Source organism: Tardiphaga sp. 42S5 (assembly GCF_034044155.1).
GTDB lineage: Bacteria > Pseudomonadota > Alphaproteobacteria > Rhizobiales > Xanthobacteraceae > Tardiphaga > Tardiphaga robiniae.
Window position 1 is genome coordinate 1,571,138 of record NZ_CP139027.1, and the last position, 24,896, is coordinate 1,596,033.

Annotated in this window: 22 protein-coding genes; 9 read left to right on the forward strand and 13 right to left on the reverse strand. The window is 62.0% G+C overall.

The window, feature by feature from the left end; all coding sequences use genetic code 11:
- Positions 1 to 47: 47 nt before the first annotated feature.
- Together SFY93_RS07335 and SFY93_RS07340 are read right to left on the reverse strand one after the other, a co-directional pair.
- Entirely contained in the window at positions 48 to 2,321 is a 2,274-nt protein-coding gene (locus tag SFY93_RS07335) for a transglycosylase domain-containing protein (RefSeq protein WP_320446588.1), read from the reverse strand.
- An 871-nt stretch (positions 2,322 to 3,192) separates the two neighbouring features.
- Positions 3,193 to 4,593 (reverse strand): hypothetical protein, encoded by a 1,401-nt coding sequence (locus SFY93_RS07340; protein ID WP_320446589.1) that lies wholly within the window; start codon positions 4,591 to 4,593, stop codon positions 3,193 to 3,195.
- Positions 4,594 to 4,874: 281 nt separating this feature from the next.
- On the opposite strand from SFY93_RS07340, the gene SFY93_RS07345 reads away from it, so the two are divergent.
- The gene (locus SFY93_RS07345; protein ID WP_320446590.1) at positions 4,875 to 5,237 is read left to right on the forward strand and encodes a hypothetical protein; all 363 of its coding nucleotides are present in this window, start codon (positions 4,875 to 4,877) and stop codon (positions 5,235 to 5,237) included.
- Positions 5,238 to 5,489: 252 nt separating this feature from the next.
- Here SFY93_RS07345 and SFY93_RS07350 read toward each other — a convergent pair whose 3' ends face one another.
- The 3 genes from SFY93_RS07350 to SFY93_RS07360 form a co-directional block, all read right to left on the reverse strand.
- Complete coding sequence (locus SFY93_RS07350) at positions 5,490 to 6,743, reverse strand: ABC transporter substrate-binding protein (protein ID WP_414717081.1); 1,254 nt, start codon at positions 6,741 to 6,743, stop codon at positions 5,490 to 5,492.
- Positions 6,744 to 7,087: 344 nt separating this feature from the next.
- Positions 7,088 to 7,453 (reverse strand): DUF1304 domain-containing protein, encoded by a 366-nt coding sequence (locus tag SFY93_RS07355; RefSeq protein WP_320446591.1) that lies wholly within the window; start codon positions 7,451 to 7,453, stop codon positions 7,088 to 7,090.
- A 231-nt stretch (positions 7,454 to 7,684) separates the two neighbouring features.
- Positions 7,685 to 9,421, reverse strand: coding sequence for an EAL domain-containing protein (locus tag SFY93_RS07360; protein WP_320446592.1), 1,737 nt, complete (start codon positions 9,419 to 9,421; stop codon positions 7,685 to 7,687).
- A 207-nt stretch (positions 9,422 to 9,628) separates the two neighbouring features.
- On the opposite strand from SFY93_RS07360, the gene SFY93_RS07365 reads away from it, so the two are divergent.
- Positions 9,629 to 9,955, forward strand: coding sequence for a hypothetical protein (locus SFY93_RS07365; RefSeq protein ID WP_320446593.1), 327 nt, complete (start codon positions 9,629 to 9,631; stop codon positions 9,953 to 9,955).
- Between the two features lie 141 nt (positions 9,956 to 10,096).
- Here the strand turns inward: SFY93_RS07365 and SFY93_RS07370 are convergent, their stop codons facing one another.
- From SFY93_RS07370 to mtgA, 3 genes are all read right to left on the reverse strand, one after another.
- On the reverse strand, positions 10,097 to 10,768 hold the full coding sequence (locus SFY93_RS07370) for a hypothetical protein (RefSeq protein WP_320446594.1): 672 nt from the start codon (positions 10,766 to 10,768) through the stop codon (positions 10,097 to 10,099).
- A 274-nt stretch (positions 10,769 to 11,042) separates the two neighbouring features.
- A complete protein-coding gene (gene rpmF / locus SFY93_RS07375; protein ID WP_068732923.1) occupies positions 11,043 to 11,228 on the reverse strand; it encodes a 50S ribosomal protein L32 in 186 nt (61 codons plus the stop codon).
- A 297-nt stretch (positions 11,229 to 11,525) separates the two neighbouring features.
- Positions 11,526 to 12,188, reverse strand: coding sequence for a monofunctional biosynthetic peptidoglycan transglycosylase (gene mtgA / locus SFY93_RS07380; RefSeq protein WP_320446595.1), 663 nt, complete (start codon positions 12,186 to 12,188; stop codon positions 11,526 to 11,528).
- Positions 12,189 to 12,356: 168 nt separating this feature from the next.
- Here mtgA and SFY93_RS07385 point away from each other — a divergent pair, with 168 nt between their 5' ends.
- The 3 genes from SFY93_RS07385 (at position 12,357) to SFY93_RS07395 (ending at position 15,847) form a co-directional block, all read left to right on the forward strand.
- Entirely contained in the window at positions 12,357 to 13,283 is a 927-nt protein-coding gene (locus SFY93_RS07385) for a polyprenyl synthetase family protein (RefSeq protein WP_320446596.1), read from the forward strand.
- Positions 13,284 to 13,296: 13 nt separating this feature from the next.
- Positions 13,297 to 13,995 (forward strand): DUF1345 domain-containing protein, encoded by a 699-nt coding sequence (locus tag SFY93_RS07390; RefSeq protein WP_175368623.1) that lies wholly within the window; start codon positions 13,297 to 13,299, stop codon positions 13,993 to 13,995.
- Positions 13,996 to 14,242: 247 nt separating this feature from the next.
- Positions 14,243 to 15,847: a Na+/H+ antiporter gene (locus tag SFY93_RS07395; RefSeq protein WP_089262693.1), complete on the forward strand. Its 1,605-nt coding sequence runs from the start codon at positions 14,243 to 14,245 to the stop codon at positions 15,845 to 15,847.
- A gap of 6 nt (positions 15,848 to 15,853) precedes the next feature.
- Here the strand turns inward: SFY93_RS07395 and SFY93_RS07400 are convergent, their stop codons facing one another.
- From SFY93_RS07400 to SFY93_RS07420, 5 genes are all read right to left on the reverse strand, one after another.
- Positions 15,854 to 16,243, reverse strand: a complete 390-nt coding sequence (locus SFY93_RS07400; RefSeq protein ID WP_320446597.1) for a cell envelope integrity protein TolA — start codon at positions 16,241 to 16,243, stop codon at positions 15,854 to 15,856.
- A 240-nt stretch (positions 16,244 to 16,483) separates the two neighbouring features.
- Complete coding sequence (gene ispG / locus SFY93_RS07405) at positions 16,484 to 17,767, reverse strand: flavodoxin-dependent (E)-4-hydroxy-3-methylbut-2-enyl-diphosphate synthase (protein WP_089262692.1); 1,284 nt, start codon at positions 17,765 to 17,767, stop codon at positions 16,484 to 16,486.
- Between the two features lie 49 nt (positions 17,768 to 17,816).
- On the reverse strand, positions 17,817 to 18,731 hold the full coding sequence (locus SFY93_RS07410; RefSeq protein WP_093759721.1) for a DMT family transporter: 915 nt from the start codon (positions 18,729 to 18,731) through the stop codon (positions 17,817 to 17,819).
- 42 nt (positions 18,732 to 18,773) lie between these two features.
- Positions 18,774 to 19,259: a Fur family transcriptional regulator gene (locus SFY93_RS07415; protein WP_092139844.1), complete on the reverse strand. Its 486-nt coding sequence runs from the start codon at positions 19,257 to 19,259 to the stop codon at positions 18,774 to 18,776.
- Positions 19,260 to 19,414: 155 nt separating this feature from the next.
- Positions 19,415 to 20,170, reverse strand: a complete 756-nt coding sequence (locus SFY93_RS07420) for a helix-turn-helix transcriptional regulator (protein ID WP_320446598.1) — start codon at positions 20,168 to 20,170, stop codon at positions 19,415 to 19,417.
- A 486-nt stretch (positions 20,171 to 20,656) separates the two neighbouring features.
- Here SFY93_RS07420 and SFY93_RS07425 point away from each other — a divergent pair, with 486 nt between their 5' ends.
- The 4 genes from SFY93_RS07425 to SFY93_RS07440 all read left to right on the forward strand — a co-directional run bounded on the left by SFY93_RS07425 (position 20,657) and on the right by SFY93_RS07440 (position 24,864).
- A complete protein-coding gene (locus SFY93_RS07425; protein WP_320446599.1) occupies positions 20,657 to 21,502 on the forward strand; it encodes an outer membrane protein in 846 nt (281 codons plus the stop codon).
- A gap of 162 nt (positions 21,503 to 21,664) precedes the next feature.
- Complete coding sequence (locus tag SFY93_RS07430; RefSeq protein ID WP_320446600.1) at positions 21,665 to 22,144, forward strand: MarR family winged helix-turn-helix transcriptional regulator; 480 nt, start codon at positions 21,665 to 21,667, stop codon at positions 22,142 to 22,144.
- Complete coding sequence (locus tag SFY93_RS07435) at positions 22,137 to 23,288, forward strand: HlyD family secretion protein (protein WP_320446601.1); 1,152 nt, start codon at positions 22,137 to 22,139, stop codon at positions 23,286 to 23,288. Before SFY93_RS07430 ends, SFY93_RS07435 begins: the two co-directional genes overlap by 8 nt.
- Before the next feature lie 4 nt (positions 23,289 to 23,292).
- Positions 23,293 to 24,864, forward strand: coding sequence for a DHA2 family efflux MFS transporter permease subunit (locus SFY93_RS07440; protein WP_320446602.1), 1,572 nt, complete (start codon positions 23,293 to 23,295; stop codon positions 24,862 to 24,864).
- The last annotated feature ends 32 nt before the right edge of the window (positions 24,865 to 24,896 follow it).

The following is a 24,896-nucleotide window of genomic DNA, read 5'->3' on the forward strand; positions in this document are numbered from 1 at the left end:
CTGTCCCGGCCGCGGTGCCGCGCATCGCGTGTCCGGGACGCTCGCTCCTATCTCCCGAACAGTCTCTCTGTCAGCCAGCCATCGAGCCCGCTCGCGGCTTCCGGCCGCACATTTTGCTGTGGCTGCTGGCGCGCGGCGGGGTAGTTGGTTTGCGTTGGCGCCGGTGGCTGCGGGCGATAGCCGTTATAGACGGGGGCGCTTGGCACGTAGCCGCGTTCCGGTGGCGCTGATGGCGACGGTGCGGGCGATCCGGGCAGCAGGCTCGACAGCGCCTGGCCGATCGGATTGGTGCTGAACGAATTCGACGGCGCCAATCCAGGTACGGGCTGCGGCTGCAGGCCCTGATGCGCGGTCTTCATAAAGCGCGACCAGATCTCCACCGGCAGTCCGCCGCCGGTCGCCTTCTTGGTCGGCGAGTTGTCGTCATTGCCGAGCCAGACGCCGGTGACGAGCTGCGACGTGTAGCCGATGAACCAGGCGTCGCGGAAATCCTGGCTGGTGCCGGTCTTGCCCGCGGCCTGCCAGCCCGGCAGTTCGGCCTTCTTGGCGCTGCCGGACAAAATCGTCTGCTGCATCATCGTGTTCATCATCGCCACGGCGCGAGCATCGATGACCTGGCTCGCCGTCTCCGCCGGCCGCGTATAGAGCGTCTTCTTGCCTTCCACCGTGCGGATCCGGTTCACCACATGGGGCGACACAGCGAGGCCGCCATTGGCGAAGGGCGCATAGGCGCCGACCAGTTCGGTCATCGACACTTCCGAGGTGCCGAGCGCGATCGAGGCATTGGCTTCCAGCTTGGAGGCGATGCCCAGCCGATGCGCGGTGCGCACCACGCTGGCCGGGCCGACCTCGATGCCGAGCCGTACGGCCACCGTGTTCAGCGACATCGACAGCGCCTGGGTCAGGGTCACCGAGCCGAAATATTCGTGGGTGTAGTTCTCCGGCTTCCAGCCCTTGATGTCGATCGGCGCGTCGGTGCGGATGGTTTCCGGCGTCAGCCCCGCCTCGATGGCGGTGAGATAGACGAACGGCTTGAAACTCGATCCCGGCTGGCGCTTCGCGGTCACCGCGCGGTTGAACTGGCTCTCCGAGTAATTCCGGCCGCCGACCATGGCGCGCACCGAGCCGTCCGGCGTCATCGCCACCAGCGCGCCCTGCGTCACGTTGAACTTCACGCTCTTGGCCGCCAGTTCGTCGATGATGGCGGCTTCCGCCACGCTCTGCAGCTTGGGATCGATGGTGGTTTCGACAATGATGCTCTCGTCGACCTGGCCGACGAGATCGTCCAGCACTTCGCCGATCCAGTCAGCGACATAGTTCACCGTGCCGGCGCCGACCGGCTTGACGTTGTATTGCGGCACGCCGGTCGCGCCCTTGGCCTGCGCGGCCGTGATGAATTCGGCGTCCTGCATCGCCGCCAGCACCACCTTGGCGCGGGCTTCGGCGCCTTCCGGATTGCGGTTCGGCGCCAGCCGCGACGGCGACTTCACGAGCCCCGCCAGCATCGCCGCTTCCGCGACGGTGACGTTCTTGGCGGGTTTGCCGAAATATTTTTGCGCGGCCGCTTCGACGCCGTAAGCGCCGGAGCCGAAATAGACGCGGTTGAGATACAGTTCCAGGATCTCGGCCTTGGAATGCTTGCGCTCCAGCCAGAACGCCAGCTCCACTTCCTGCAGCTTGCGCGCCATGGTGCGCTCCTGCGTCAGGAACAGGTTCTTGGCGAGCTGCTGCGTCAGCGTCGAGCCGCCCTGCGACACGCCGCGATGCATCAGGTTGGTGGCTGCCGCGCGCGCGATGCCGATGGGGTCGACGCCGTAATGCGAATAGAACCGCCGGTCTTCGATGGCGATGAAGGCCTTCGGCAGATAGGGCGGCAGATCCTTCAGCGACACATTGGCGCCGGCCTGTTCGCCGCGCGTGGCCAGTACCGTGCCGTCCATGCCGACGATCTGGATCGTCGGCGGGCGTTTGGGAATTTCCAGCGACTGGATCGGCGGCAGATGCGCGCCGACATAGATCACGACGCCGACAATGGCGATCGCCGCCCACAGGCCGAGCACCGCGCCCCAGTAGAACAGCCGCTTGATGCCCTTGCCGAAACCGCCGGAGCTGCGCGCCTTGCTGGATGTTCGGGATTTGCGTGGCTTGTCGCCGCCGCCATTTGAGCTTTCGCGTTTCGGCGCCTGCTTGGGCGTTTTCTTCGGCCGGTCATCGCCGCCGCCGGGCACGCGATCATCCGCCGTGAGGCGCAGATCGGACAGCGCCGCACCGAGCCCAAAGGTCGGCTCCTTGCGCCCGCTCTTTTTCTTGCCCCACGCCATACGCAAACACCACGCCACCCGATACCGCGAGCCTAGCCTCCGCGGTTTAAGGGGCGGTTACGCAGAAGTTAACGTAAGGGAAACGCGGTTCCCCATTGAGGGGGCATTGATGCCGTGATGCGCACGCTTAACCTCCACAAACTCGGCTATCGTCCCCGCGAAGGCGGGGACCCATAACCTCCGAGTTCATGTTTGGCCCGAGGGATAAGCGTTGCGAGGTCCTCGTCTCGATTATCTCTGCACGTGTCTATGGATCCCCGCCCCGCGCGCGCCTTCGGCGCACTAGGCGGGGATGACACCAGAGTGTTGTGTGGCTGCACTGCGGAACACACGCATTGTCCCTCGCACGCTCACGCACCGCTTCACCTGTCAAACAGCCACGTCATTCCCTGGAAAAATCTCACCGCCCACGCGCCGTCCGTATCGCGCCCTCGGCGCAAAGCGGGTGGACCGGTTTTCCCCCTCGAACAATGAGGGGGATGACGCGCCGAAAGGCGCAATTGGGTCGTTCTCGCGTTTCGCTCCGGCCTTGGGAAGGCCCTTGCGATCCGCGCATCGCCTTTCGGCGCGCCATCGCGGCTTTTCTGTTCGAGGGACCGTGCTTCCGGGTACTGGGCAGGACTAATGAAAGTCCTTCGTTCCGGACAGGCTTTCGCCCGCCTTCACCCGCACCCGTCCAGCCGTTTCCGGCAGAGCCCCGTAGTGGGCCCGGACGGTGACCCCCGACCTCCCGAGTCCGTGCTTGCGAGGCACGTCCGCAGGCGCCGCATCCAAACTCCACTTCGAAAGCGCCCTCGAGAAGCGCCCCTCGTGAGTAGGACGAAAAGGAATATAGTCTGATTTGTATTGAAGTCAACCTTGCTGCTTATCGTTAGAGATTAACTGTCTCCGGATCGTCATCGCCTTTTTCGGTTAGATGGTTCGTCCACTGCAGTGTTGCGTTGTCTTGAACATAAACGCCATTGGCGGATAGGACGCTTTGAGCAAATTGTATTCTTAGCGTCGGGTCGCGACGTGAAGCCATTACCATCGTGAATAATTGTAAGCCGGTGAGCGCGCATACAGATGAACGATTTAATGGACGCAACAATTGATCAGGAAAGCTCGCTTCGATTCGCTCATCAAGAGGAGTCTTACGAAAAGTCCCGATCACCATAATGCCCTTTGTTACGCCATTGAAAGGAACGTCTAGGGGGATATTCAATGTCTCTAACAGTTCGCCATATCTTCTCAGATCTGCATCGCGCCTTCTTTCCTCCGGCGATGCAGCGAGCGTATGATTTACCTCCGCGATCCATCTCTCCGCTTGGCGCAAATTCGTTTCTTTCGCCGATCCCTCGAGACCCTTAGCTTCGATGACTCCAATTTTGTCGTCTAAGCGAACCAGAATATCTGCTCGTGGATGAGGTCCATCTACGGCAATGAAGCCTAACTCCACGAACGCCGCCTTGACGGCGCTTGCAAATAGCTCGCCAGTTTCAGCAAATAGGTCATATAGCCAGCGCTCCTGCGACAATAGTGATTGATGGTGCGCAATCTCATTTTCGATTTTTTCGATCTGAGTTCTTGCGTTGCCTATCTTATTCAGATTGGCCCATGCTTCGGCTGATCGCCATCTATCAATCCAGCTAGGAAGGTCGTGTCGTTGAGATTCTAGGCAGTTAAGTAGGGTGGGCAGTGAGTTGATGTAGTTTCCTTGGCTGGCAGAAGACGGGTCGGCATCGATAGGTGGAACGAGGACAACCCGGCCAGCGCCTTGGGGAATCCAACCTGCAACAATTTGAGCTTCAGAATTCGTTGCTGCTCCTGAAACACGAAGTAGAGGGCGCATTGCCGCATGGCTGATAATGTATGCGTACTTAAGTTGATCTCTGATTGGGTCAAAAAAGACTGCTGCGCTCTGCGATCCGGCATTCTCGATTCTTGAGCCAGCGATGGGGGTGAATTTTGCGCCATCAAATAGTGGCGCCGTTAGTAAATTAACGTAACCTAATGAACCAGAGACGCGGTCATGTTCGTTATACTTCGCGGCTGGGACACGGGATAGTACTACTATTATCGTGTTTCCGCGTTTTACCCATTCAGTAATTTCCGTTAGTTTATTGCGAATGGGGGCAGCTTTGGCGTAGGAAGTAGTTTCTTTTCCTGAGAATACACCCCATGGCTGGTAAACGATCATGTCGAATTCGTATAAATTGATGTCGCTCACCAGTGGGACATTTTCAAATTGAAGCTGAGGAGCTGCTATTCCAAGCGTTCTGAGATTCTTCATCAGATTCCTTTAGCCGTAAGTAGTTGACTGGCGCGATCGAGGGCAGGTTGTTGGCTGTCGTTGTGCCCAGCGGTTAAGACGGCTATCTGGTTTATTATCATATCGGTTTTCGGAAAGACCATTCCTTCTGAAACTCGGTGATATCTCTCTCATACGGCGCTGCCGGTCTAATCTCCCGCTTTGTCGCCGCATTCATCTCACCAAACCACCACACCCACTCCAGACCTTCCGCACACTTCCCCGCTATTGCTTCGCTCCTTCCCAACCGGAAAGGAACGACCATGCGCATTATGACAGCGACGGCCCTCGTGGCCATTCTCTCGCTCGGCACGCCGGGTTTCGTGCTCGCACAGGGAGCGGCGTCCCAGGCCGAAAAAGCGCCGGCCAAGTCCGGCGGGCAGACCAGTGCCAAGATCTCCAGCATCCAGGTGGTGGACATCAAGCAATTGCCGGAGGCGGTGAAGGCGCAGGTCGAGGAGGTCGTGTCGAAATCCAGCGCCGAGGACATGCAGGCGCTGCGCGCCTCGATCGATGCCTCGCCGGCGGCCGCCAATGCGCTCAAGGAAAAGGGCATGAGCTCGGCGCAGGTGGTGGCGATCAATATCGCCGACGGCGTGCTGACGATGTTTGCGAAGACGGCGTAGGTGCGCGAGGGCGCCGCTTGTGCCACACGTCGCTACACTCTCGGGTGTCATGGCCGGACTTGATCCGGCCATCCATCTTTGCCGTACGCATTGTTGAAGCTGGATGCCCGGGTCATCTAGCGAAGCCGCGCTTCGCGCTTTGCCCGGGGATGACGTGGTGAGAGTGTTGAGCGCGTCAGCGAAGGTTGAAGCCACGCACAAATGCAAAGCCACGCGCAGATGACACCCGCGCGTGGCTTTGTCGTGTGTAGCCTAACCCGCCGAGTCATCCTCGATGATCGGGCCGAACAGTTCCCAGCGCTCGCCGTTGAAGCGCTGCATCTGCAGCTGCTTGTTGACGCGGTAGTCGGTGGGCGAGGTGGAGAGCCGCATGCCGGGCAGGTGAAGGTCGGTTTCGAGCCCGGACAGGCTGGTGGCCTGCTTCATCACATTGGCGCGGGTGAGGTCGTCGCCGCAGCGCTTCAGCACTTCCACCATCAGCTGGGCATTGCCGTAGCCATAGGTGTTGAAGTTCGAGTTCTTGTCGCCGTCCGGATAATATTTGTCCATGAAGGCCATGTAGCGCTTCATGCCGGCGTCGTCCTTCCATTGCGGGTCCAGCGGGTCCTTGCCGTAATTGGTCGAGATGAGGCCCTTGGAATTGTCGAGCCCCGCAGGCACCAGCACCGCGCCCACCGAGGTCGCATTGATGTCGACGATGTGGACCGGCTTCCAGCCCAGATCAGCCACCTTCTTGATGGCCTGCGCGGCGAATTTCGGTGTCGAGGCGTTGAACAGCAGGTCGGCGCCGGAGGACTTCAGCTTGACGATCTGCGAGTCGATGGTCGGGTCGGAGAGTTCGTAGGACGCTTCCGAGACGATCATCGACGCTGCCTTGTCGCCGAGCCCGGCTTTCATGCCGGTGAGATAGTCGCGGCCGAGATCGTCGTTCTGCCAGAGGATGGCGATCTTGGCGGTCGGATGGTTCTTCAGGATGTATTTGGCGTAGATCCGGCCCTCGCTCTGGTAGTTGGGATTGTAGCCCATGGTCCAGGGGAAGTTCTTCGGATCGGTGAAGCGCGTCGCGCCGGTGGCGGCGAACAGTTGCGGCACCTGCTTCTGGTTGAGATATTTCTGCACGCCAGCATTCGACGGCGTGCCGATGATCTGGAAGGTCAGCAGCACCTCGTCGGATTCGACCAGCTTGCGCACCTGTTCCACGGCCTTGGGCGGCGAATAGGCATCGTCATACTGGATCAGGTTGATCTTGCGGCCGTTGATGCCGCCCTGCTCGTTGACCATCTTGAAATAAGCGAGCTGGGTTTTCGCGATCGACGAATAGGCGGAGGCGGGGCCGGAGAACGGCACGGTCTGGCCGATCTTGATCTCGGTATCGGTGGCGCCGGGATCGTATTTCTTCTGCGCGGAAGCCGGATTGATCGCGGCGGATGTGGCTGTCAGCGCAATGGCCGCCATCCCGACGAATTTGGTCGACGCGGCGAAACAGTGAAGAAGCGAAGTTCTCATGTCGTTGCCTCCCTGATGATATGTCATTCGACAGTCGTTCCCGTGTGGGCGCCGTCGTTACCGGGGAGTGTGAGGCAAGGATTTCGCGTTGGCAAGGCGAGGAGATAGGCACTTTCCCTCAGCTCTCCCAGCTCCCGGCGAAGCGAAGCTTCGCTAGGGGGAGAGGTCGCTGCGTCTTCGCGGCGGGTGAGGGGCGGAGCGCCGATGTTGATGCAAATTCGGTAGGCGTGGTTCGGGCGATCAGTGCGATCCGAGGGCGCGCGTTTGTCGCCGGCTGCGTGCCATGCCCCTCATCCCACCCTTCTCCCCGCAAGCGGGGAGAAGGAGCCGCGCGGCGCTCCGGGCTAACTTGCCAGCCACAATACGATCAGCGCCAGCGCCGCCGGCGCGGCCTGCACATAGAGAATGCGCTTGCTCACCGTTGCTGCGCCATAAGCACCGGCGACGATCACGCACAGCAGAAAGAATGCCTTGATCTGGAATGCGAAGGCTGGCGTGGAATGCAGCAGGCCCCAGGTCAGACCGGCGGCGAGGAAGCCGTTATAGAGGCCCTGATTGGCCGCGAGCACTGCGGTGATCTCGGCCTTCTCCGGCGTGTTTTTGAAGGTCTTCAGGCCCTGCGGCTTCTGCCAGAGAAACATTTCCAGCACGAGAAAATAGATGTGCAGCGCCGCGACCAGTGCGGTGAGAAGATTGCCGATGAAGTTCATGAGAGCCCCCCGTTAGTATCCCCAGCGTCATTCCGGGCAAACCAATTGGTTTGCCCGAGGGCGCGAACACCTCTTGGCGGTCGCGAACCCGGAATCTGGATGTGTTCATACCATAACAAGATTTCCTGCCACTCCCATTGGAGTGGCTGAGGTTCGCATTCTCAGCTTCGCTCAGAAAGCGCCCCGGAATGACGAAGGTAGATAGCCCGGAATGACAGTGTGGGACCGAAACTATCCCACCGCCGGCTTCGGCACCGTCGCCGGGTCCAGCCACGGACGCGCGGATGACGCGAGGCCGGTGAGGCGACCCTGAATGTAGTCGCAGCCCCAGTCGCGCAGCATCAGGCCGGACTCCTCGTCCTGCACCCATTCGGCGACGGTCTTGATGCCGAGCCGGTGGCAAAGATCGATCAGGGTCTGCACGAAAGCGCGGTCGTCGGCGGAATGCGCGATGTTCTGCACGAAGGCGCCGTCGATCTTGACGATATCCACGCCGAGCTTGCGCAGGTTGCGGAACGAGGTGTAGCCGGCGCCGAAATCGTCGATGGCGATGCGGCTGCCGAAATTCTTCAGCCGCGTGACGAAGCCGCGGACGTCGTCGAGGTCCTGGATGGCCACGGTCTCGGTGATCTCGACGATCAGCCGCTGCGCGACGCCGGGATGCGCCGCCATCATCGACTCGATGGAGGTCCACCAGTCCGGATCCATCGTCGTGTCCGGCGAGATGTTCAGCGAGAGCTGCACATCCGGCGCGGCGGCCAGCTCGGCGACGACCAGTTCGAGCACGCGGTGATCGACCAGCCGGATCAGCCCGAGCTTCTCGGCCACCGGCACGATATCCGGCGCCAGCAGCAATTGACCGTCATCCTGCTTCATGCGCACCAGCGCCTCGTAGAAAGCGGGGGTACGGCTGTCGGCATGCATCACGGGTTCGAAGGCCGTGACGATGCGGCGCTCGTTCAGTGCGGTGACGATCTCGTCGGTGACGCGGATATTGACGCGGCGCTGCGCATCGCGCTCCACATTCGGCCGCCACAAGGCAAAGCTGCCGTGGCGGCGGCGCTTGGCGCCGTTCAGGGTTTCCTGCGCGCGGTTGACGGCTTCGTTGACGTTCTGCGCATAGCGGGGAACGCTGACGGCGCCGATGGTGGCGGTCACCGAGACCGGGCCGGACTGCGTCGGGATGACGTCGTCGCGGATGCCGACCAGAAAGCGCTCGGCGGCGATCGTGGCATCGTCAACAGTGCAGTTCTTCAGGATCAGGCCGAACTTGTTGCCGGAGAAGCGGCCCATCACGTCGCCGCCGCGCAGCCGCGCGCGAATCCGCCTGGCGATCTCGACGATCACTTCGTCGGCGATATCGAAGCCGAAGGCGTCGTTGATCCGGGCCAGATGATCGATGCCGATCAGCATGAAGGCAAAGGACGAGCGGAAGCGGGTGGCTTCCTCGATGGCTTCGGCAAGCGACGCCAGAAGATGCGCACGATTGAGTTCGCCGGTGACGGGATCGTGCTGCGCCAGTTTCAGCAGTTGTTCGTCGCGGGCATGGCGTTCGTTGTCGATGCGGACGACGCCTTCGACACGCACCGCCTTGCCCGCGGCATCGGCACGGCAATTGCCACTCTCCTCGATCCACAACACGGCGGCCGTGGTCGAGGCGCGTAGTCCGTATTCGATCCGGTAGGTGCCGCCGCCGGAAGCGAGTGCCTTGGCCAGTGCCTCGGTGCGAATGCCGCGTTGCGGCTCAATCAGCGTCGCAAGCTCGGCGCCGCTGGCGATGGTCGCGGGGGAAATGTCGGTGAAGATGGCGGCGGCCTGGTCGGTCCAGGTGATCCGGTCGCTGGCGATGTCCCAGATGAAGGCGGCCTGGCCGAGTGCGGCCAGAATCTCTGCTGCCTGCGGCTCGGAAGTGCCCGCAGCGCTCTGGGAAACAGCGGATGTCAAAGTCGCCTCGTTTTGGGACGTCATCGGGTGATTCGCCCCCCGACAATACGGCTCAGATCGCTACAATCGTTAGTCAAAGTTCCTAAAGACTTAAGAAAGTGTAGCCGGGCAGGCCTTCGCAAACCTGATGAGGCCTCGATCTGAGTTGTGGAGAGCCGCGGCACGACCCTTGCGACGCAGAGGGTGGAGGGGCAACCCTCGTCCCGTATTGAGACGCGAGCACTGTTAACGATGTCGATTTCCGCGACCCGCGCTTACGCCACGACGCCGCAGCCGATGCGGCGCGCCGGCGATTTCGTGGTCGAGAAAGAGTCGGTCATCGTGGAGGCCGTCGCGCTGACGCGGCTTGAGCCGGTGCAGCATACCGCCCCGGTGTCGTCGCGCGTGGCACGGCCCGACGCATCCTTCATTGCGCATCTGATCGCGACCGCCGAGCAGGCGCCGCAAACGCGGGTGCTGCGCCGCGCGGATGTGGCCGATGTCGAGGCTGCTTACCGGTCGGTGGCAAATATGTATGTTGCGGGATCGGCGAGCGGTCGGACGCAGCGTACGGCCTGACTCGGCACTCTCCGCTGTCGTCCTCGCGAATGCGGGGACCCATAGCCTCCAATTTCAAAACTGAAACGGCGGCAGAGCCACATCGCCCCGTGCACGCCTTCGGCGTGCTAGGCGGGGATGACAAGTGGAAAGGTCCGTCGCTTACGTCTTCGGCTTGTCTTCCGGCGACGCGACGCCACCCGGCTGCAAATCCGGCGATGTAATCTGCGGCGACGTATGTGCCACGACTTCCGGTGGGACCGGCGTCGATTCAAGTTTCGGCTCGATCCGTTCGAGCTTCTCGACCTTTGGCTCCGGACGATCGGTCAACACGGCTTCGGCGACGGACGTCGCGGCCGGAACGTGAGTGGGCGGAGGCGTAGGAGCGACTGGCGCTGGCGCAGGCTCATAACGCGGTGCCGGCTCCGGTGCATAGACCGGCGCGGCGACGCGGCGCGGACGGCGGGCGCGGAGCGAGATGCCGGCGAGGAAATCCACCATCGCTGTCAGGGTGATCAGGAAGAAGGTCGCGTTGCCGAATTTCGGCAGCATCACGAATTCAGTAGCTGCCGCGCCGAACACCAGCAGCGACAGGAAATGGTCGGTGAAATATTTCGGCGCCGGGCGCGCGGCGCGCATCACTTCGAGCCACAGCAAGAGAATGCTGAGCGCAACGAGCAGGTCGTTGAGCGTCACCATCCAGATGTCTTTCGACATCAGCGTGATCGGGAAGAGGGGGATCGGACCCGACAGCGCGAGGTCGGGCATCAGGAAGGCGATGATGTTGCAGATCGCCACTGGAATCAGCAGCAGCGGGAAACCGATCGACGCCATCGAAGGCCTTCTTTGCGAGCGAGAGAACCAGAACGTATGTGGGCGATGCAGGACATCACCAAGGTGACGACATCACCGAGGTGACGCGAGCGCATCACCGGGACAACGCATTAGCTCCAGAGTTGGAGCGAATTCGGGCGGAAGACCAGTTCAGAATTATAGTCTGAACAGCTTTCTCGACTTGCCCGCTGGCGCTTCGACCCGCCTGACCCGGACCTTACGTGGATGATCGAAGGCGGCGCCACCTGACGCGGCGCTGCCCTCCATCCATTGGTCAGGATTCTTTCTTCACCTTCAGAACCTGACGACCCTTATACATGCCGGTCTTCAGGTCGAGGTGGTGCGGACGGCGCAGTTCGCCGGAGTCCTTGTCCTCGACATAGGTCGGGGTCTTGAGCGCGTCAGCCGAACGACGCATGCCACGCCGCGACGGCGATGTTTTTCTTCTCGGAACGGCCATAGGAAAAGTCCTTGCAGGTTCTTGGCAGATGGTTTCGATCGGCGCCCGGTGACAGGCGGCCAGCACAGAACGCGCGGGCAAAATCGCTGATAAGGCCGGGCTTATAACGGAATGACGACGCGATGGCTAGGGCGGGGCCGCGGGAATTTTACGGCAAATGGGCCCCCGAACTCGTCGTTCCGGGACAGACCGGCGGCAAAGCCGACGGGCATGGGCCCGGAACCTCGAAGTGTTTTGAAGATATCGGGATTCCGGGCTCGTTCGCAGCTGGCGCTGCGCCCGCCCCGGAATGACAGCTTAGTTCCAGCACCTCTGCAGCTCCGCCGCCTGCGCCCGGGCCATATAGGTTCCCGCCAGCCGCCGCACCCCCGGCCCCGGCGTCCGGGCGCTGCGGGTGACCGGATTGGGCAAGATTGCCGCCAGAAGCGCGGCTTCGCGGGCCGACAGGTTTGAGGCCGGCCGATTGAAGGCATATTCGGCGCCGGCCTGGGCGCCAAACTGCCCGGATGGGCCCATTTCGGCGATATTCAGGTAGATTTCCAGGATCCGCTGCTTGGACAGCATCAGATCGACCCACATGGCCAGCGGGATTTCGAGGCCCTTGCGGATCACGCTGCGGCCCGACCACAGGAACAGGTTTTTCGCCACCTGCTGGGTGATGGTGGAACCGCCGCCGGAGACTTCGCCGTCCTGGGCGTCCTCGATGGCGTTTTGCAGGGAATCCCAGTCGATACCGCGATGGCTGCAGAATTTGGCGTCTTCGGACGCGACCACGCTGCGCGGCAGCGCCGGCGACATGGCCTTGAGGTCAACCCAGGTCCGCTCCACGGGGGAACCGGTGATCCAGCGCCAGGCCATCAGCGCCGAAATCGGCCGGCCGACGGCATAAAGCGGCGTCAGCAGATAGGGCAGCGCGAGGAGCAGGATCCCGATCAGGATGAGGCGGCGGATGAGGCGCAAGAGGGGCGTTCCCGGTCGGAGCTATGCCGCTGATAAAGCGGGCTTTCCCCGCTCTTTTCAAGCCGGTTAAGCTTGCCGCGACCAATCGCGGCGGGACGCCGCAGGCGCAATTGACGTGGCCTTTGCCATAGAGGATTGTCCGGCCAAATTGTTCTGGAGCTATTCTTAATGTCGACCGGTGCTTCCACCAAAGATTTTGCCTCGCGCCTGGACCAGACCGCGGACGATACCGAAGCCGTACTGACCAAAGTGCTCGCCGATGGCGTGCTACCCGATGAAATCGCCCGGCCGAAGCGGCTGATGGATGCGATGCGCTACTCCTCGCTCGGCGGCGGCAAGCGGCTGCGTCCGTTCCTTGTGGTCGAGAGCGCAGCGGTATTCGGCGTGCATCGCGAGCAGGCGCTGCTGGTTGGCGCCGCTCTCGAATGCATCCACTGCTATTCGCTGATCCATGACGACCTGCCGGCGATGGACAATAGCGACCTGCGCCGCGGTCGTCCGACCCTGCATAAGGCCACTGACGACGCCACCGCAATCCTCGCCGGCGATGCGCTGCTGACGCTGGCCTTCGACATCGTCACCCGCGACGAGATCCACGAAGACGCCACCGTGCGCCTGCTGCTGACCCGCGCGCTGGCGCGTTGCGCTGGTTTGGGCGGCATGGTCGGCGGCCAGATGCTCGATCTCGCCGGCGAAGGCCGCTTCGGCGACAAAGGTCCGGTGGACGTCGCCCGCGTGCAGCAGATGAAGACCGGTGCGCTGCTGCGTTACGGCGTCATCGCCGGCGCGCTGCTCGGCCAGGCCACGCAGAAGGAATACAAGGCGCTCGACGATTACGGCCGCGCACTCGGCGAAGCCTTCCAGATCGCCGATGATTTGCTCGACGTCGAAGGCGACGCCGCTGCGCTCGGCAAGCCCGCGGGCGCCGATGCCGCACTGAACAAGACGACGTTCGTCACCCAGCTCGGCGTCGAGGGCGCCAAGAAGCGTGTCGCCGATCTGATCGCCACCGCCGACGCATCGCTGTCGATCTTCGGCGCCAAGGGCGACGTGCTGCGCGCCGCCGCCCGCTTCGTGGCCGAGCGCAAGAACTAAGGAAGACCTGATCATGTCGGAGACGGGCAAGGATCTCGATGAGCTCCTTGTCCGTTTTCGCAAGATGCCGGCGCCGCTCCGCGTCGTCTATGGGCGACCGCGCACGTTTCTGGCGCTTCTGATCGGCATCATCGCGTTCTTCGTCCTGCCGTCGTCGCTGCGGCTGGTGACGCGTCTGCTGATCGGCTGGGACGTGTTCATCGCGTTCTATCTCATGCTGGTCTACGGCATGATGCTGTCAAGCGGCGGTCAGAAACACATCCGCCGCAACGCCGCCCTGCAGGACGATGGCAGTTTCATCATCCTGCTGGTGGCAGCCTTGGGCGCCTTCGCCAGCATCGCGGCCATCGTGTTCGAACTTGGCGAGGGCCATCGCACGGGCTGGGAGTTGACGCTGGCGATCGTCACCATCGCCTCGTCCTGGGCCGCCGTGCACACGACTTTCTCGCTGCACTATGCCCATCAATTCTATCGCGGAGCCAAACCCGGCGGGTTGGCGTTTCCGTCTGGCGATGACGACACGAAGGAACAGCCGGATTATTGGGACTTCGTGTATTTCTCCTTCGTCATCGGCATGACCGCGCAGGTGTCCGACGTTGGCATCACCGTGAAGAGCATCCGCCGTACCGCGACGGCCCACGGCATCGTCTCCTTCATCTTCAACACCGCGCTGGTGGCGCTGATGGTCAATATCGCGGCAAGCGCGATCTAGTTCTTTCCCCTCGCCCCCGAACGTAGCGAAGCGAAGTTCGGCGGGAGAGGGTGGATCGAACACGCGAAGCGTGTTCGAGACGGGAGAGGGGGCGCCACAAAGAGCCCTCTCCCGCCTTCGCTCCGCTCAGGCACCCTCTCCCGCGGCGCGCAGCTCCGCTGCGCTGGGGGAGAGGGGAAGAAACAGCGCCCCACATTGACCTGACTTCTCATCCGGGCAAATTAGGCCCGCAAAGGATGCCGCCCGCGTGGAAGCCAAATTTCAGATTTTCCTGGTTTTGATCGCCGCCCTCGCATGCACCGCGTGGCTGGCCAAGCGCATCAGCATCGCCCCCGCGATCCTGCTGCTGTTGGCCGGCATTGCACTGGCCTTCGTGCCGGGCATGCCCTCGATCCAATTGCCGCCGGACGTGGTGCTGCTCGGTGTGTTGCCGCCGCTGATCTATTCGGCCTCCGTCGCCATGAGCTGGCGCGAATTCCGCGCCAATTTGCGCATCATCACGCTGCTCGCAGTGGGCTGCGTAATCTTCACGGCGTGTCTGGTCGCCACCGCGACGCATGTCCTGATCGGCCTGCCATGGTCGGTCGGCTTCCTGCTCGGCGCCATCGTCGCGCCGCCGGACGTGGTGGCGCCGCTGGCGATTGCGCGAAAAATCGGCCTGCCGCGCCGGATTCTGGTCGTGCTGGAAGGCGAGGGCCTCGCCAATGATGCGACGACGCTGATCCTGTATCGCTTTGCGGTGGTGGCGATCACCACGGGGGCGTTCTCGCTGCCGAAGGCGGCCGGCACCTTCGTCGCCATCCTCGCCTGCGAATTGGTCTTCGGCCTCGCCATCGGCTGGATCAGCCTGCGCATGCGTCACCGCGCGCGCGATCCGCAGGTCGAGATTACGCTGTCGCTGCTGACACCCTATGTCGCCTATCTCATTCCCGAACATTTCGGGGGCTCCGGCATCATCGCCACCGTGGCCTGCGGTCTCTACATTTCCTGGAACGGCCCGCTGCTGATCTCAGCGGCGACGCGTCTGCAGGGCATCTTCTTCTGGGACTTGGTGATCTATCTGGTCGAAGGCCTGCTGTTCCTGCTGACCGGCTTCCAGATGCGGGCGCTGATCGAGAAATCGAAGGCGTTTCCGTTTGCCGAGATCATGTGGGCCACGGTGCTCGTCACCGTCGTGATCATCGTGGCGCGTTTCGTCTGGGTCTATGCGGCGATTTATGTGCCGCGCTGGCTCAGCGCAGACCTGCGCAAGCGCGATCCCGCGCCGAACTGGCAATGGACCTTCGTCGTCGCCTTCACCGGCGTGCGCGGTGCCGTATCGCTCGCCGCAGCGCTGGCGCTGCCATTCACGCTGGTCTCGAACGAAGGCTTTCCGTCGCGCGACCTGATCCTGTTCGTCTCCTTCAACATCATTCTCATCACGCTGGTTGGCTTCGGCCTGTGCCTACCCATCGTGGTGAAGTGGCTCGGCGTGACCAAAATCGGCCGCGAGGAATATATCGCCGAGCACGAGGCCGAGCTCGCGACACGCCGCGAGGCGCTGGCCACAGCCCTGGCGCGGCTCGATGCCATGACCGACGATCGGGAGCTATCCGACGAAGTCGTGAAGCTGCTGCGCGCGCGCCATGAAAGCCGCTCGAACCAGTTGCCGGGCGAACTCGATCCCGACGTCGACGTCTCGGCGGTTGGCATCGATCTGGTGCGCGAACTCATCAAGGCCGAGCGCAAATTCATCCACGCGCAACTGCGCGACGGCAAGATCACCGACGAGAGCCGCCGCCGCATCGAGCGCGATCTGGATCTGGAAGAAGCGGGGCTGAGCAACCGCGAGTTCCGGCGGATTCCGCTGTAACGTTGCTCAGCGGATGCGCTCGGTGAAGACCGGCTCGAAGAAGCGCCACTCGTCGTAATAGGCATCAGGAAGCCTGTAGGGCTGGCAGTTCTCGAGCGCACGCATGCAACTCATCTGATACGCCTTGCTATAGGGCGTAGTCGAGGTGATCGATATCGGGCGCGCCTCATCGATCATGCCATCGCGCTTCAGCTTGATCACAAAGATCGCCTCGATCGGCTCCTTGCCGCCACCACCGGGCTTTTTCCAGCATCGCTCCACTTGGGCTTTGAAGAGTGGTCCCCAGTGAGCTGCAGCGTTGCCGGTCCGCTTCGGCACCTGAGGGGGCGCCGCCGGCGGCGTCTGCTGTGATGGCGCGATGTCAGGCCGCGTGAAGCGGCCGGGCAGGCCAAACATCTGAGCGTTGCAGACGGGCATCCACGTCAGAAGAAACACGGATACGAGGACCGCGAGCCTAGCGAGGCTTTTTGAAGACAAGCGTTGGCGATCGACAATCATGCCATTCTGCCAATGAATGCGGACTCAATAAAATAAAACTATAGATTGAATATTACTCCGAGGGCAATCGAGGCGGTCAATAAAAAAGCCGGCGACGGATGATCCGGTCGCCGGCTGATTTTGGAGCAGCTGCTTGAATTACTCGGCCGCGGTGACGACTTCCGGCGCCTTGGCGTTGGCGCCGTAGCGCTGGTCGATATAGTCGATCACCAGCGCCTTGAAGTCGGCCGCAATGCTTGGGCCGCGCAGGGTGCGGAATTTCTCGCCATCGACGAACACCGGAGCGGCCGGGCTTTCGCCTGTGCCGGGCAGTGAGATGCCGATATTGGCGTGCTTGGATTCGCCGGGGCCATTCACGATGCAGCCCATAACCGCGACGTTGAGGTTCTCGACGCCGGGATACTGCGTCTTCCAGCCTGGCATCGAGTCGCGGATGAAATCCTGGATCGAGCGCGCCAGTTCTTGGAACGTGGTCGAGGTGGTGCGTCCGCAACCGGGGCAGGCTGCAACCAGCGGCACGAAGGTGCGGAAGCCCATGGTCTGCAGCAGCTCCTGCGCGACCTGAACTTCCACCGTGCGATCGCCGCCGGGCTCGGGGGTGAGCGAAATGCGGATGGTGTCGCCGATGCCCTGCTGCAGCAGAATGCCCAGCGCGGCCGAGGAGGCGACGATGCCCTTCGAGCCCATGCCGGCTTCGGTCAGGCCAAGATGGATCGCATAGTCGGAGCGCGAGGCGAGCGTCTGATACACCGCGATGAGGTCCTGCACCGCCGAGACCTTGGCGGAGAGGATCATCTTGTTCTTCGGCATACCGAGTTCTTCGGCGCGGGCCGCCGACAGCAATGCCGACTGCACCATCGCTTCACGCGTCACCGCGCGGACGTCCTTTGGATTCGCGGACAGCGCGTTCTCGTCCATCAGCTTGGTGAGCAGTTCCTGATCGAGCGAACCCCAGTTCGCGCCGATGCGGACGGCCTTGTTGTTCTTGTTGGCGATCTCGATGATGTCGGCGAACTGGCTGTCACGCTTGCTCTTGAAGCCGACATTGCCGGGATTGATGCGGTATTTGTCGAGTGCCGCGGCGCAGGCCGGATATTCGGCGAGCAGCTTGTGGCCGATGTAATGGAAGTCGCCAACCAGTGGCGTGGTGATGCCCTGTTTGTCGAGCGCTTCGCGGATATGCGGAACGGCGGCGGCTGCTTCGTCGCGGTCGACGGTGATGCGGACCATTTCCGAGCCCGCGCGCGACAGCGCTGCGACCTGGTCGATGGTGCCCTGGATGTCGGCGGTGTCGGTGTTGGTCATCGACTGCACGACGATCGGGGCGCCGCCGCCGACAGCGACGTTGCCAACCATGACCTGTGTGGTGAGGTGCCGGGGCGCCGGACCGGCGATATCAGACGGAATTTCAATCTTGTTCATGGGGTCTCGAATATCAGATTTAGATGACATCCAGCAATGCGTTAGTGGCCTAGGCCCTGACCGGTCGGTTAACGAGAACCAGCCCGGCGACGACCAATAGCGCAGCGAGGCCGAAGGCGGGGGTCAGGTGGTCGCCCATGATGAGATAGCCTGCCGCGACGCCAAACAAAGGGGTGATGAAGGTAAAAGCCGACAATTTGCTGGCGGAATAGGTCTTGATCAGCCCGAACCAGAGCAAAAATGTGAATCCGACCACCCAGAAGGCCTGAAACGAGAGCAGGGACAGCGCCAGTGGACCGGGAACCCGGGTCACGGTCTCGCCCGCCAGCAGCGCCGCCAGGCCCAGAATCGGGACAGACAGCCCGACCTGGTATCCCAATGCCTTTTCAGGCGCGACGTAGAGCAACGGGGTCGTTTTGACCACCAGCGTGGTCGCGGCCCATAGCCCCGCACCGGCGACGATCATCAGATCCCCGATCAGCACATCGGCGGTGACGTCGGGCTGCGGGACGCCGATCGCCACGGCGACACCGGCAAAACTCACCGCGAGTCCGGCCCATTGCACCGGGCGCAGGCGTTCGCCCAGGAATTGATAGGAGCCGAAGGCCACGAAGAACGGCATCGTGTAGAGGAAAACCGCGGCGCGCGAGGCTGTCGTGAATTGCAGGCCGTGAAAGATCAGCACGAATTCGATGCCGAACAGCACGCCGGCAAACAGGCCGGCTTTCAGCGTGCCGTCGCGTTCGAACAGCTTGACGCCGCGCATGCGCGCAATGGCCAGGATGACCAGTAGCGCGCCGGCCGAGCGCAGCATCGCCTGCGTGTAAGGCGGGATATCGTGCAGCACCAGCTTGATGGCGATCTGGTTGAAGCCCCAGGTCAGGCACAGCATCAGCACGAGGGCGATGGCGCCGGCGGTGAGTGCGCGTCCGCCGGGTGGGCTGATGATGGTTTCTGCAGACATGAAGCCTCGGGCCCGGCTTGTCGCCGTGTTGTTATGGGATCGTCACGCCTGACAGTGCGCGCAGGTTCCGGTGATTTCGACAACAGACAGTTTCGGGACGAAGCCAGTCGTCCGTGCGGCATCATTCAGGCTCTGCGCGACTTTCGTGGCCGGCACTTCGCCGACCGACCCACACTGGTCACAGATCAGAAACGCGACCATCGAGGCCGTGCCGTGGTCGTGCGCGCAGGCCAGGAAGGCGTTGCGGCTCTCGATGCGGTGAACGAGGCCGTTCTCCATCAGGAAATCAAGTGCGCGATACACGGTGATGGGTGCCGGACGCGAAGTGGTCTTGGCAAGCTCATCGATGATCTCGTAGGCCCCAAGCGGCCGATGGCTTGCGAGCAGCGCTTCAAGCACCTGCCGGCGGATCGGGGTCAGCTTTTGCGATCGGGCCGCACAGACATGCTCGGCATGATGCATCGCGTCCGCCGTACAGCGGTCGTGATCGTGGCCAGGAGCCGGGAAGGTTGGTTTCGGAACTGCCATATGGAGGTAGCTTAACCCGTTGGGTGTGATTGTGCCCGTCTTTTTGGCGTTGGGCCCCAGTCTTACACCAAATCCAGCGCTAAACGACGAGCGTTCCCTGCAGATGGGGCGCCAACCGGTCGATTGCAAAGGTTGAAGGAGTATACCGTACCGGATCAAGTCGCGCTTCTGCGCAGATCCGATGGCGAGGTGGCATATCGGCGCCGGAATGTCCGGTTGAAATACGACAAATCGTTGAAGCCGGCCTCGTCCGCGATCTTCCCGATCCGCTCATCGGCCCGCAATGGGTCGAGTAGCAATGCATGAGCAAGGGCCAGACGCCGTTCGAGCAAATATTCCGACAGGCTGAGGCCGTGTTCGCGAAACAGCTTGCGGACATAGTCCGGCGAGATTTTCTGAGCCGCCGCCAGCGTTTCGGCCGAGAGGTCGTGATTTCCGAGGCCTGCTTCGATGGCTGCCTTGATCGCCTGCAAGCGCAGCATGCGGGTGCTGGAAGGTGGAGATGTCTCGGAGCGGTTCTCGCAACCGATTGTCAGAAGTGCGATCAGGCTACACAGATCGGCCACGACATGGTGTTGAAGATGGGTGGGGGCGGACCCGTCGAGGTCGATTGCTTCCTGACAATGCGCCATCAATAGCCGCAACGTCTGAGCCTCCAGGAGGACAGGTCGCATGAGCCAGGCGCCGAGATTCGGCACCTTGATTGACAGCGCAGCACGGTCGATCTGAACGATCAGATGCTGCGTCTCACAAGATGACGTATGCCAACCGGCGTCCCTGGTTGTCATCAAGACCGCATGGTTCTGCTCGATGATTTCTTCGCGGCCATGCTGCGATGCGCGAGCCCGACCTTTCAGAACGACTGCAAACACGACATCGTCGGGCGATGACGCAGTCGCAGCATCCGGCATGCGATCGTTCGCCGGAAATCCCGTGCCGATAAAAACAATCGCGCCGGGCAGCCTGTGCAATGCAGTATTGGTTGAAAATGGGCAATCCGTCGGAAGAGGGGACTCGACGTTGAACGTCAGCCGCCCGAATTGGAGCTGCGGTGTCGGCAGATTTTCGGAAGCAGCCGCGATTGATGAATCGGGCGTTTCGGGACCGGGCCCTGAAGTCACGAGGATCAGTCCTGCAAGCATTGAACTACATCTTGGTCGTGCCAGTACGGATCGCGTTCATATTCATCGCGTTACTGCGTCTTTGGGCGGTTTCTCTTTTGATAGTTCGTGATGCGCCATGTGGCCTGAACGCAACAAGCAGAACGAATTGCGGTGCTAGTCTCACTCAGTCCTGCCGCGTCGCGTCCGTTCCAAGTCGCTGATGTCTCATTCAACTACACATCATCGAAGCAGGGCCTTCGGCCTGCCTTTGTTGACCTGTTGTTGAGGAGACTGATGGTGAAACGCACCGTATTGGCCGCTGCAGGCCTCGCCATCATGGCGCTCTCGTCCACAGCGGGTGCCGCCGATCTGTCGCCCCGCATGTATGCCAAGGCGCCGGTTCTAGTGGACCCCGGCATCAACTGGACCGGATTCTATGTCGGCCTCAACGGCGGCTACAGCTGGGGCAAGGGCGACGCCACTTTCCTGCCAGGCACCGCCTTTGCGTCGCCGGTCAAGCAGGACGTCAATGGTGGCCTCGGTGGCGGCCAGATCGGCTACAACTGGCAGCTCGACCGCACATGGGTCGTCGGTCTGGAAGCCGACATCCAGGGGACCGGTGAACGTGGCAGCGCCACGTCGCCGGTGAATTCGCTCCGGACCACCTTGCCCGGCGGTGACTTCAATCTGTTGACGCAGACGTCGGCCACCAGCTCGTGGAGCTTCCCGTGGTTCGCCACATTCCGCGGTCGGGTCGGCCTGCTCGCGACACCAGACCTGCTGCTTTACGGTACCGGCGGTCTCGCTGTCGGCGAGGTCAAGTATTCCACCCAGACGACAGTGACGGGCCAGATCTTCGGGCCGGGCTCTGCAGGTACGACGCCTGCCGGCGCCGCCGTGACCATTCCCGGCACGCTGTTGTCGGAATCCCAGACCCGAGTCGGCTGGACCCTGGGCGCCGGTCTGGAAAAGAAGTTCGGTACCAACTGGTCGGCCAAACTCGAATATCTGTATCTCGACGTCGGCTCGGCAACCTATTTCGGGGGCACCGGCAACCAGACCTCGGTCGCTTTCCACGACCATATCTTCCGCGCAGGCATCAATTACGCCTTCAGTCCGGCCGTCGTGGCCAAATACTGATCCTTTCGATAGCTCCCGAAAACTTCAAGCCCGGCCTTCGAGCCGGGCTTTTTGCTGTCTGGAAGATCCAGCCATGCGCTAGTCGCGGGGCTGCGTCGTATCGTCCAGCGATGCGTTATTCATAAGCTTGCTTATAATAAGCTAAGTTTACGGAGCGCCTCCATGTCCTGCCAGCCTGACACCGGCACCGATTTCCTGTCCGCCTTGTTCGAGACCCAGCGCATGTTGCGACAGCTAGCCGACAAGGAAGCGCGCCAGTTTGGCATGACCCGCGCTCAATGGGCGGTGCTCGCCAAGGTCGAGCGCAATGAGGGCCAAAAACAGACCGATCTCGCCGACGCCATGGAAATGGCGCCGATCAGCCTGACGCGGCTGATCGACAAGCTCTGCGACAGCGGCCTGATCGAACGCCGCAATGACGATACCGACCGCCGCATCAAGCGCCTCTATCTCACCGAGGCTGCGCGCCCGCTGACGGCAAAGCTGGCGGTGCTGCGCGGCAACCTGATGCAGGTCGCGTTCGACGGCGTGAGCGAGGCCGACATGCACCAGCTGGTCGCGCATCTCGAAACCATCAAAGACAATATCCGCGCTGCGCTGACCCCCGCAGCCACAAAGACCAAGGAACAAGTCTATGGCTGAGCCCGTGCTGAAATTTCCGGACAAGGATGCGCCCGAGGGCGGATCCGATGGCGCCGCGACGCCGCAGCGTCAGGGCGCGAAAGGTTTCCTGAAGCGCTATCGGCGAACGTTGCTGCTGGTCGTACTGCCTGCCATCGTTCTTGTTGGCGGCGTCGCCTTCTATCTGTCGGGCGGTCGCTATGTCGGCACCGACGACGCCTATGTCGGTGCGCAGAAGGTGCTGATCACGCCGGATATCTCCGGCAAGGTCGACAAGGTCGTCGTGCGCGAAGGCCAGCATGTCAAAGAAGGCGACGTGCTGTTCGAGATCGATCCGGTCCCGTTCCGGCTGGCGCTCGACGATGCCAAGGCCAAGCTGGCGCAGGCAAAAACCACCTATGACAACCTCGTCAGCAATGTGAAGATCTATGGCCAGATGCAGGATCTGGCGCAGCAGGGCGTCGACTTCAAGCAACGCGACGTCGAACGCAAGTCGACTCTGGTCAAGAGCAACTTCGGCTCGCAGCTCGATCTCGACAATGCGGCGACTGCGGCGGTGACCGCGAAGGCGCAGCTCGAACTCCTGAGGCAGCAGCTTGCGACCTCGATGAACCAGTTGCTCGGCAATCCCGATCTGCCGCTAGCCCAGTTCCCGCCTTACGCGCAGGCGCAGTCGGCGCTCGATCAGGCGCAGCGCAATCTCGACCACACCGTGCTGAAGGCGCCGATCTCCGGTGTCGCGACACAGGTCGATAACATCCAGCTCGGCCGCTACGCCGTGGCCGGCACGCCGATCCTCACGGTGATCGACGACAGCAGGCCGTGGGTCGATGCCAATCTGAAGGAATCCGATTTCACCTATATCGCCGTCGGGCAGACCGTGGAGATCGATGTCGATGCGTTCCCGAACCATGCCTTCAAGGGCACGGTCGGTTCGCTGAGCCCCGGTACCGGCGCGCAATTCGCGATCCTGCCGCCGCAGAACGCTACAGGCAATTTCGTGAAGGTCGTGCAGCGCGTGCCGGTGCGGATCTATCTCGACTATGCAGATCCTTTCGTGAAACGACTGAAGGCCGGCATGAGCACCTATACGACCATCGATACCAAGCATCATCGCTCGCTGGCAGCTCTGTTTGGCATGTCGTCGGCAAAGGCTCAGGACTGATCCGATGACCACGTCGGCGCCATCTCCCAGCGCGGTCCCCGGCTTTCGCCGGAACATGGTGACGATCTGCGCCATGACCGCGACCATCATGCAGGCGCTCGACACCACCATTGCGAACGTTGCTTTACCCTATATGCAGGGCACGCTGTCGGCGTCGCAGGATCAGGTCAACTGGGTGCTGACCTCCTACATCGTGGCTGCGGCGATCATGACCGCGCCGGTCGGCTGGATCGCCAACCGGTTCGGCCGCAAGAAGATCTTCATCGTCTGTTCGGCGGGTTTCACGGTCGCCTCGGTGCTGTGTGGCCTTGCGCAGGACATCAACCAGATGGTCGGCTTTCGCCTGTTGCAGGGCGTGTTCGGCGCGGCACTGGTGCCACTGTCGCAGGCGGTGATGCTCGACAGCTACGCGCTGCATGAGCGCGCCAAAGCGATGTCTATCTGGGGCATGGGCGTGATGCTCGGCCCGATCATGGGGCCTTCATTGGGCGCGTGGCTGACTGAAACTTACTCCTGGCACTGGGTGTTCTTCGTCAATCTGCCCTTCGGCATCGTCACGGTGTTTGGCCTGCTGGCCTTCATGGATGAGACCAAGACCAATGCAGAACTGAAATTCGACTGGTTCGGTTTCGGCGCGCTGGCCATCGGCATCGGTGCGATGCAGCTCGCGCTTGACCGCGGCGAGCAGCTCGGCTGGCTCGAATCCAATGAAATCGTCATCGAGGCGATCGTCTCGATCATCGGCTTCTATTATTTCTTCGCGCATTCCTTCACGACCTCGAAGCCGTTCATCCAGTTCGCGATCTTCAAGGACAAGAATTTTGTCGGCGGCTGCGTGTTCATGGCCGTCATGGGGCTGGTGCTGTATTCGACCATGGCACTGTCGTCGCCCTATCTGCAGAACGTGATCGGTTACCCGATCCTCACGGCAGGTCTGCTACTGGCGACGCGTGGCTCCGGCACCTTCGTGGCGATGATGCTGGTCGGACGCTTCATGAAGTATATCGAGGCGCGCACCCTGATCATGATGGGAATGGCGCTGATGTCGGTATCGCTGTTCTTTACGTCGATGTGGACCGACCAGACCGGCGTGCCGGAGATCGTGATCATCTCGATCGCGCAGGGATTTGGCCTCGGTCTCGTTTTCGTGCCGCTGTCCACGGTGGCGTTCCTGACGCTGCCCAATCATCTGCGCACCGACGGTACCTCGATGCTCACATTGCTGCGTAATGTCGCGAGTTCGATCGGTATTTCCATCGTAATCGCGCAGCTCACCTCGAATAGCCGGATGGCTCATGCGGTGCTGGTCGAGCACGTCACGCCGTTCAACAACGCGCTGCAGATGCCCAATGTGACCAGCGCGATCAACCTCGCCACCGACAGCGGCCGCGCCGTGATGGACGCCATCGTCACGCTGCAGGCAACGATCATCGCCTTCGGGCTTGATTATCAGATGGTGATGCTGGTGACGCTCTGCGCGATTCCGATGGCGCTGATCATCGGCTCGTCCAAGGCGGCGTTGCGCGCGCAAGCGGCGAAGCCGGGCGCGGACGAGCATCCGGCGGTGATGGAATAAAAAAAGCGGCCCGCAGGCCGCTTTTTCCGTCT

Excerpts from the sequence above, each read along its gene's own strand:
- SFY93_RS07335 (WP_320446588.1), bottom strand. The coding sequence starts at position 2,321 with ATGGCGTGGGGCAAGAAAAAGAGCGGGCGCAAGGAGCCGACCTTTGGG.
- SFY93_RS07340 (WP_320446589.1), bottom strand. The coding sequence starts at position 4,593 with ATGAAGAATCTCAGAACGCTTGGAATAGCAGCTCCTCAGCTTCAATTT.
- SFY93_RS07345 (WP_320446590.1), top strand. The coding sequence starts at position 4,875 with ATGCGCATTATGACAGCGACGGCCCTCGTGGCCATTCTCTCGCTCGGC.
- SFY93_RS07350 (WP_414717081.1), bottom strand. The coding sequence starts at position 6,743 with ATGAGAACTTCGCTTCTTCACTGTTTCGCCGCGTCGACCAAATTCGTC.
- SFY93_RS07355 (WP_320446591.1), bottom strand. The coding sequence starts at position 7,453 with ATGAACTTCATCGGCAATCTTCTCACCGCACTGGTCGCGGCGCTGCAC.
- SFY93_RS07360 (WP_320446592.1), bottom strand. The coding sequence starts at position 9,421 with ATGACGTCCCAAAACGAGGCGACTTTGACATCCGCTGTTTCCCAGAGC.
- SFY93_RS07365 (WP_320446593.1), top strand. The coding sequence starts at position 9,629 with ATGTCGATTTCCGCGACCCGCGCTTACGCCACGACGCCGCAGCCGATG.
- SFY93_RS07370 (WP_320446594.1), bottom strand. The coding sequence starts at position 10,768 with ATGGCGTCGATCGGTTTCCCGCTGCTGCTGATTCCAGTGGCGATCTGC.
- rpmF (WP_068732923.1), bottom strand. The coding sequence starts at position 11,228 with ATGGCCGTTCCGAGAAGAAAAACATCGCCGTCGCGGCGTGGCATGCGT.
- SFY93_RS07385 (WP_320446596.1), top strand. The coding sequence starts at position 12,357 with ATGTCGACCGGTGCTTCCACCAAAGATTTTGCCTCGCGCCTGGACCAG.
- SFY93_RS07390 (WP_175368623.1), top strand. The coding sequence starts at position 13,297 with ATGTCGGAGACGGGCAAGGATCTCGATGAGCTCCTTGTCCGTTTTCGC.
- SFY93_RS07400 (WP_320446597.1), bottom strand. The coding sequence starts at position 16,243 with ATGTTTGGCCTGCCCGGCCGCTTCACGCGGCCTGACATCGCGCCATCA.
- ispG (WP_089262692.1), bottom strand. The coding sequence starts at position 17,767 with ATGAACAAGATTGAAATTCCGTCTGATATCGCCGGTCCGGCGCCCCGG.
- SFY93_RS07410 (WP_093759721.1), bottom strand. The coding sequence starts at position 18,731 with ATGTCTGCAGAAACCATCATCAGCCCACCCGGCGGACGCGCACTCACC.
- SFY93_RS07415 (WP_092139844.1), bottom strand. The coding sequence starts at position 19,259 with ATGGCAGTTCCGAAACCAACCTTCCCGGCTCCTGGCCACGATCACGAC.
- SFY93_RS07420 (WP_320446598.1), bottom strand. The coding sequence starts at position 20,170 with ATGCCGGATGCTGCGACTGCGTCATCGCCCGACGATGTCGTGTTTGCA.
- SFY93_RS07425 (WP_320446599.1), top strand. The coding sequence starts at position 20,657 with ATGGTGAAACGCACCGTATTGGCCGCTGCAGGCCTCGCCATCATGGCG.
- SFY93_RS07430 (WP_320446600.1), top strand. The coding sequence starts at position 21,665 with ATGTCCTGCCAGCCTGACACCGGCACCGATTTCCTGTCCGCCTTGTTC.
- SFY93_RS07435 (WP_320446601.1), top strand. The coding sequence starts at position 22,137 with ATGGCTGAGCCCGTGCTGAAATTTCCGGACAAGGATGCGCCCGAGGGC.
- SFY93_RS07440 (WP_320446602.1), top strand. The coding sequence starts at position 23,293 with ATGACCACGTCGGCGCCATCTCCCAGCGCGGTCCCCGGCTTTCGCCGG.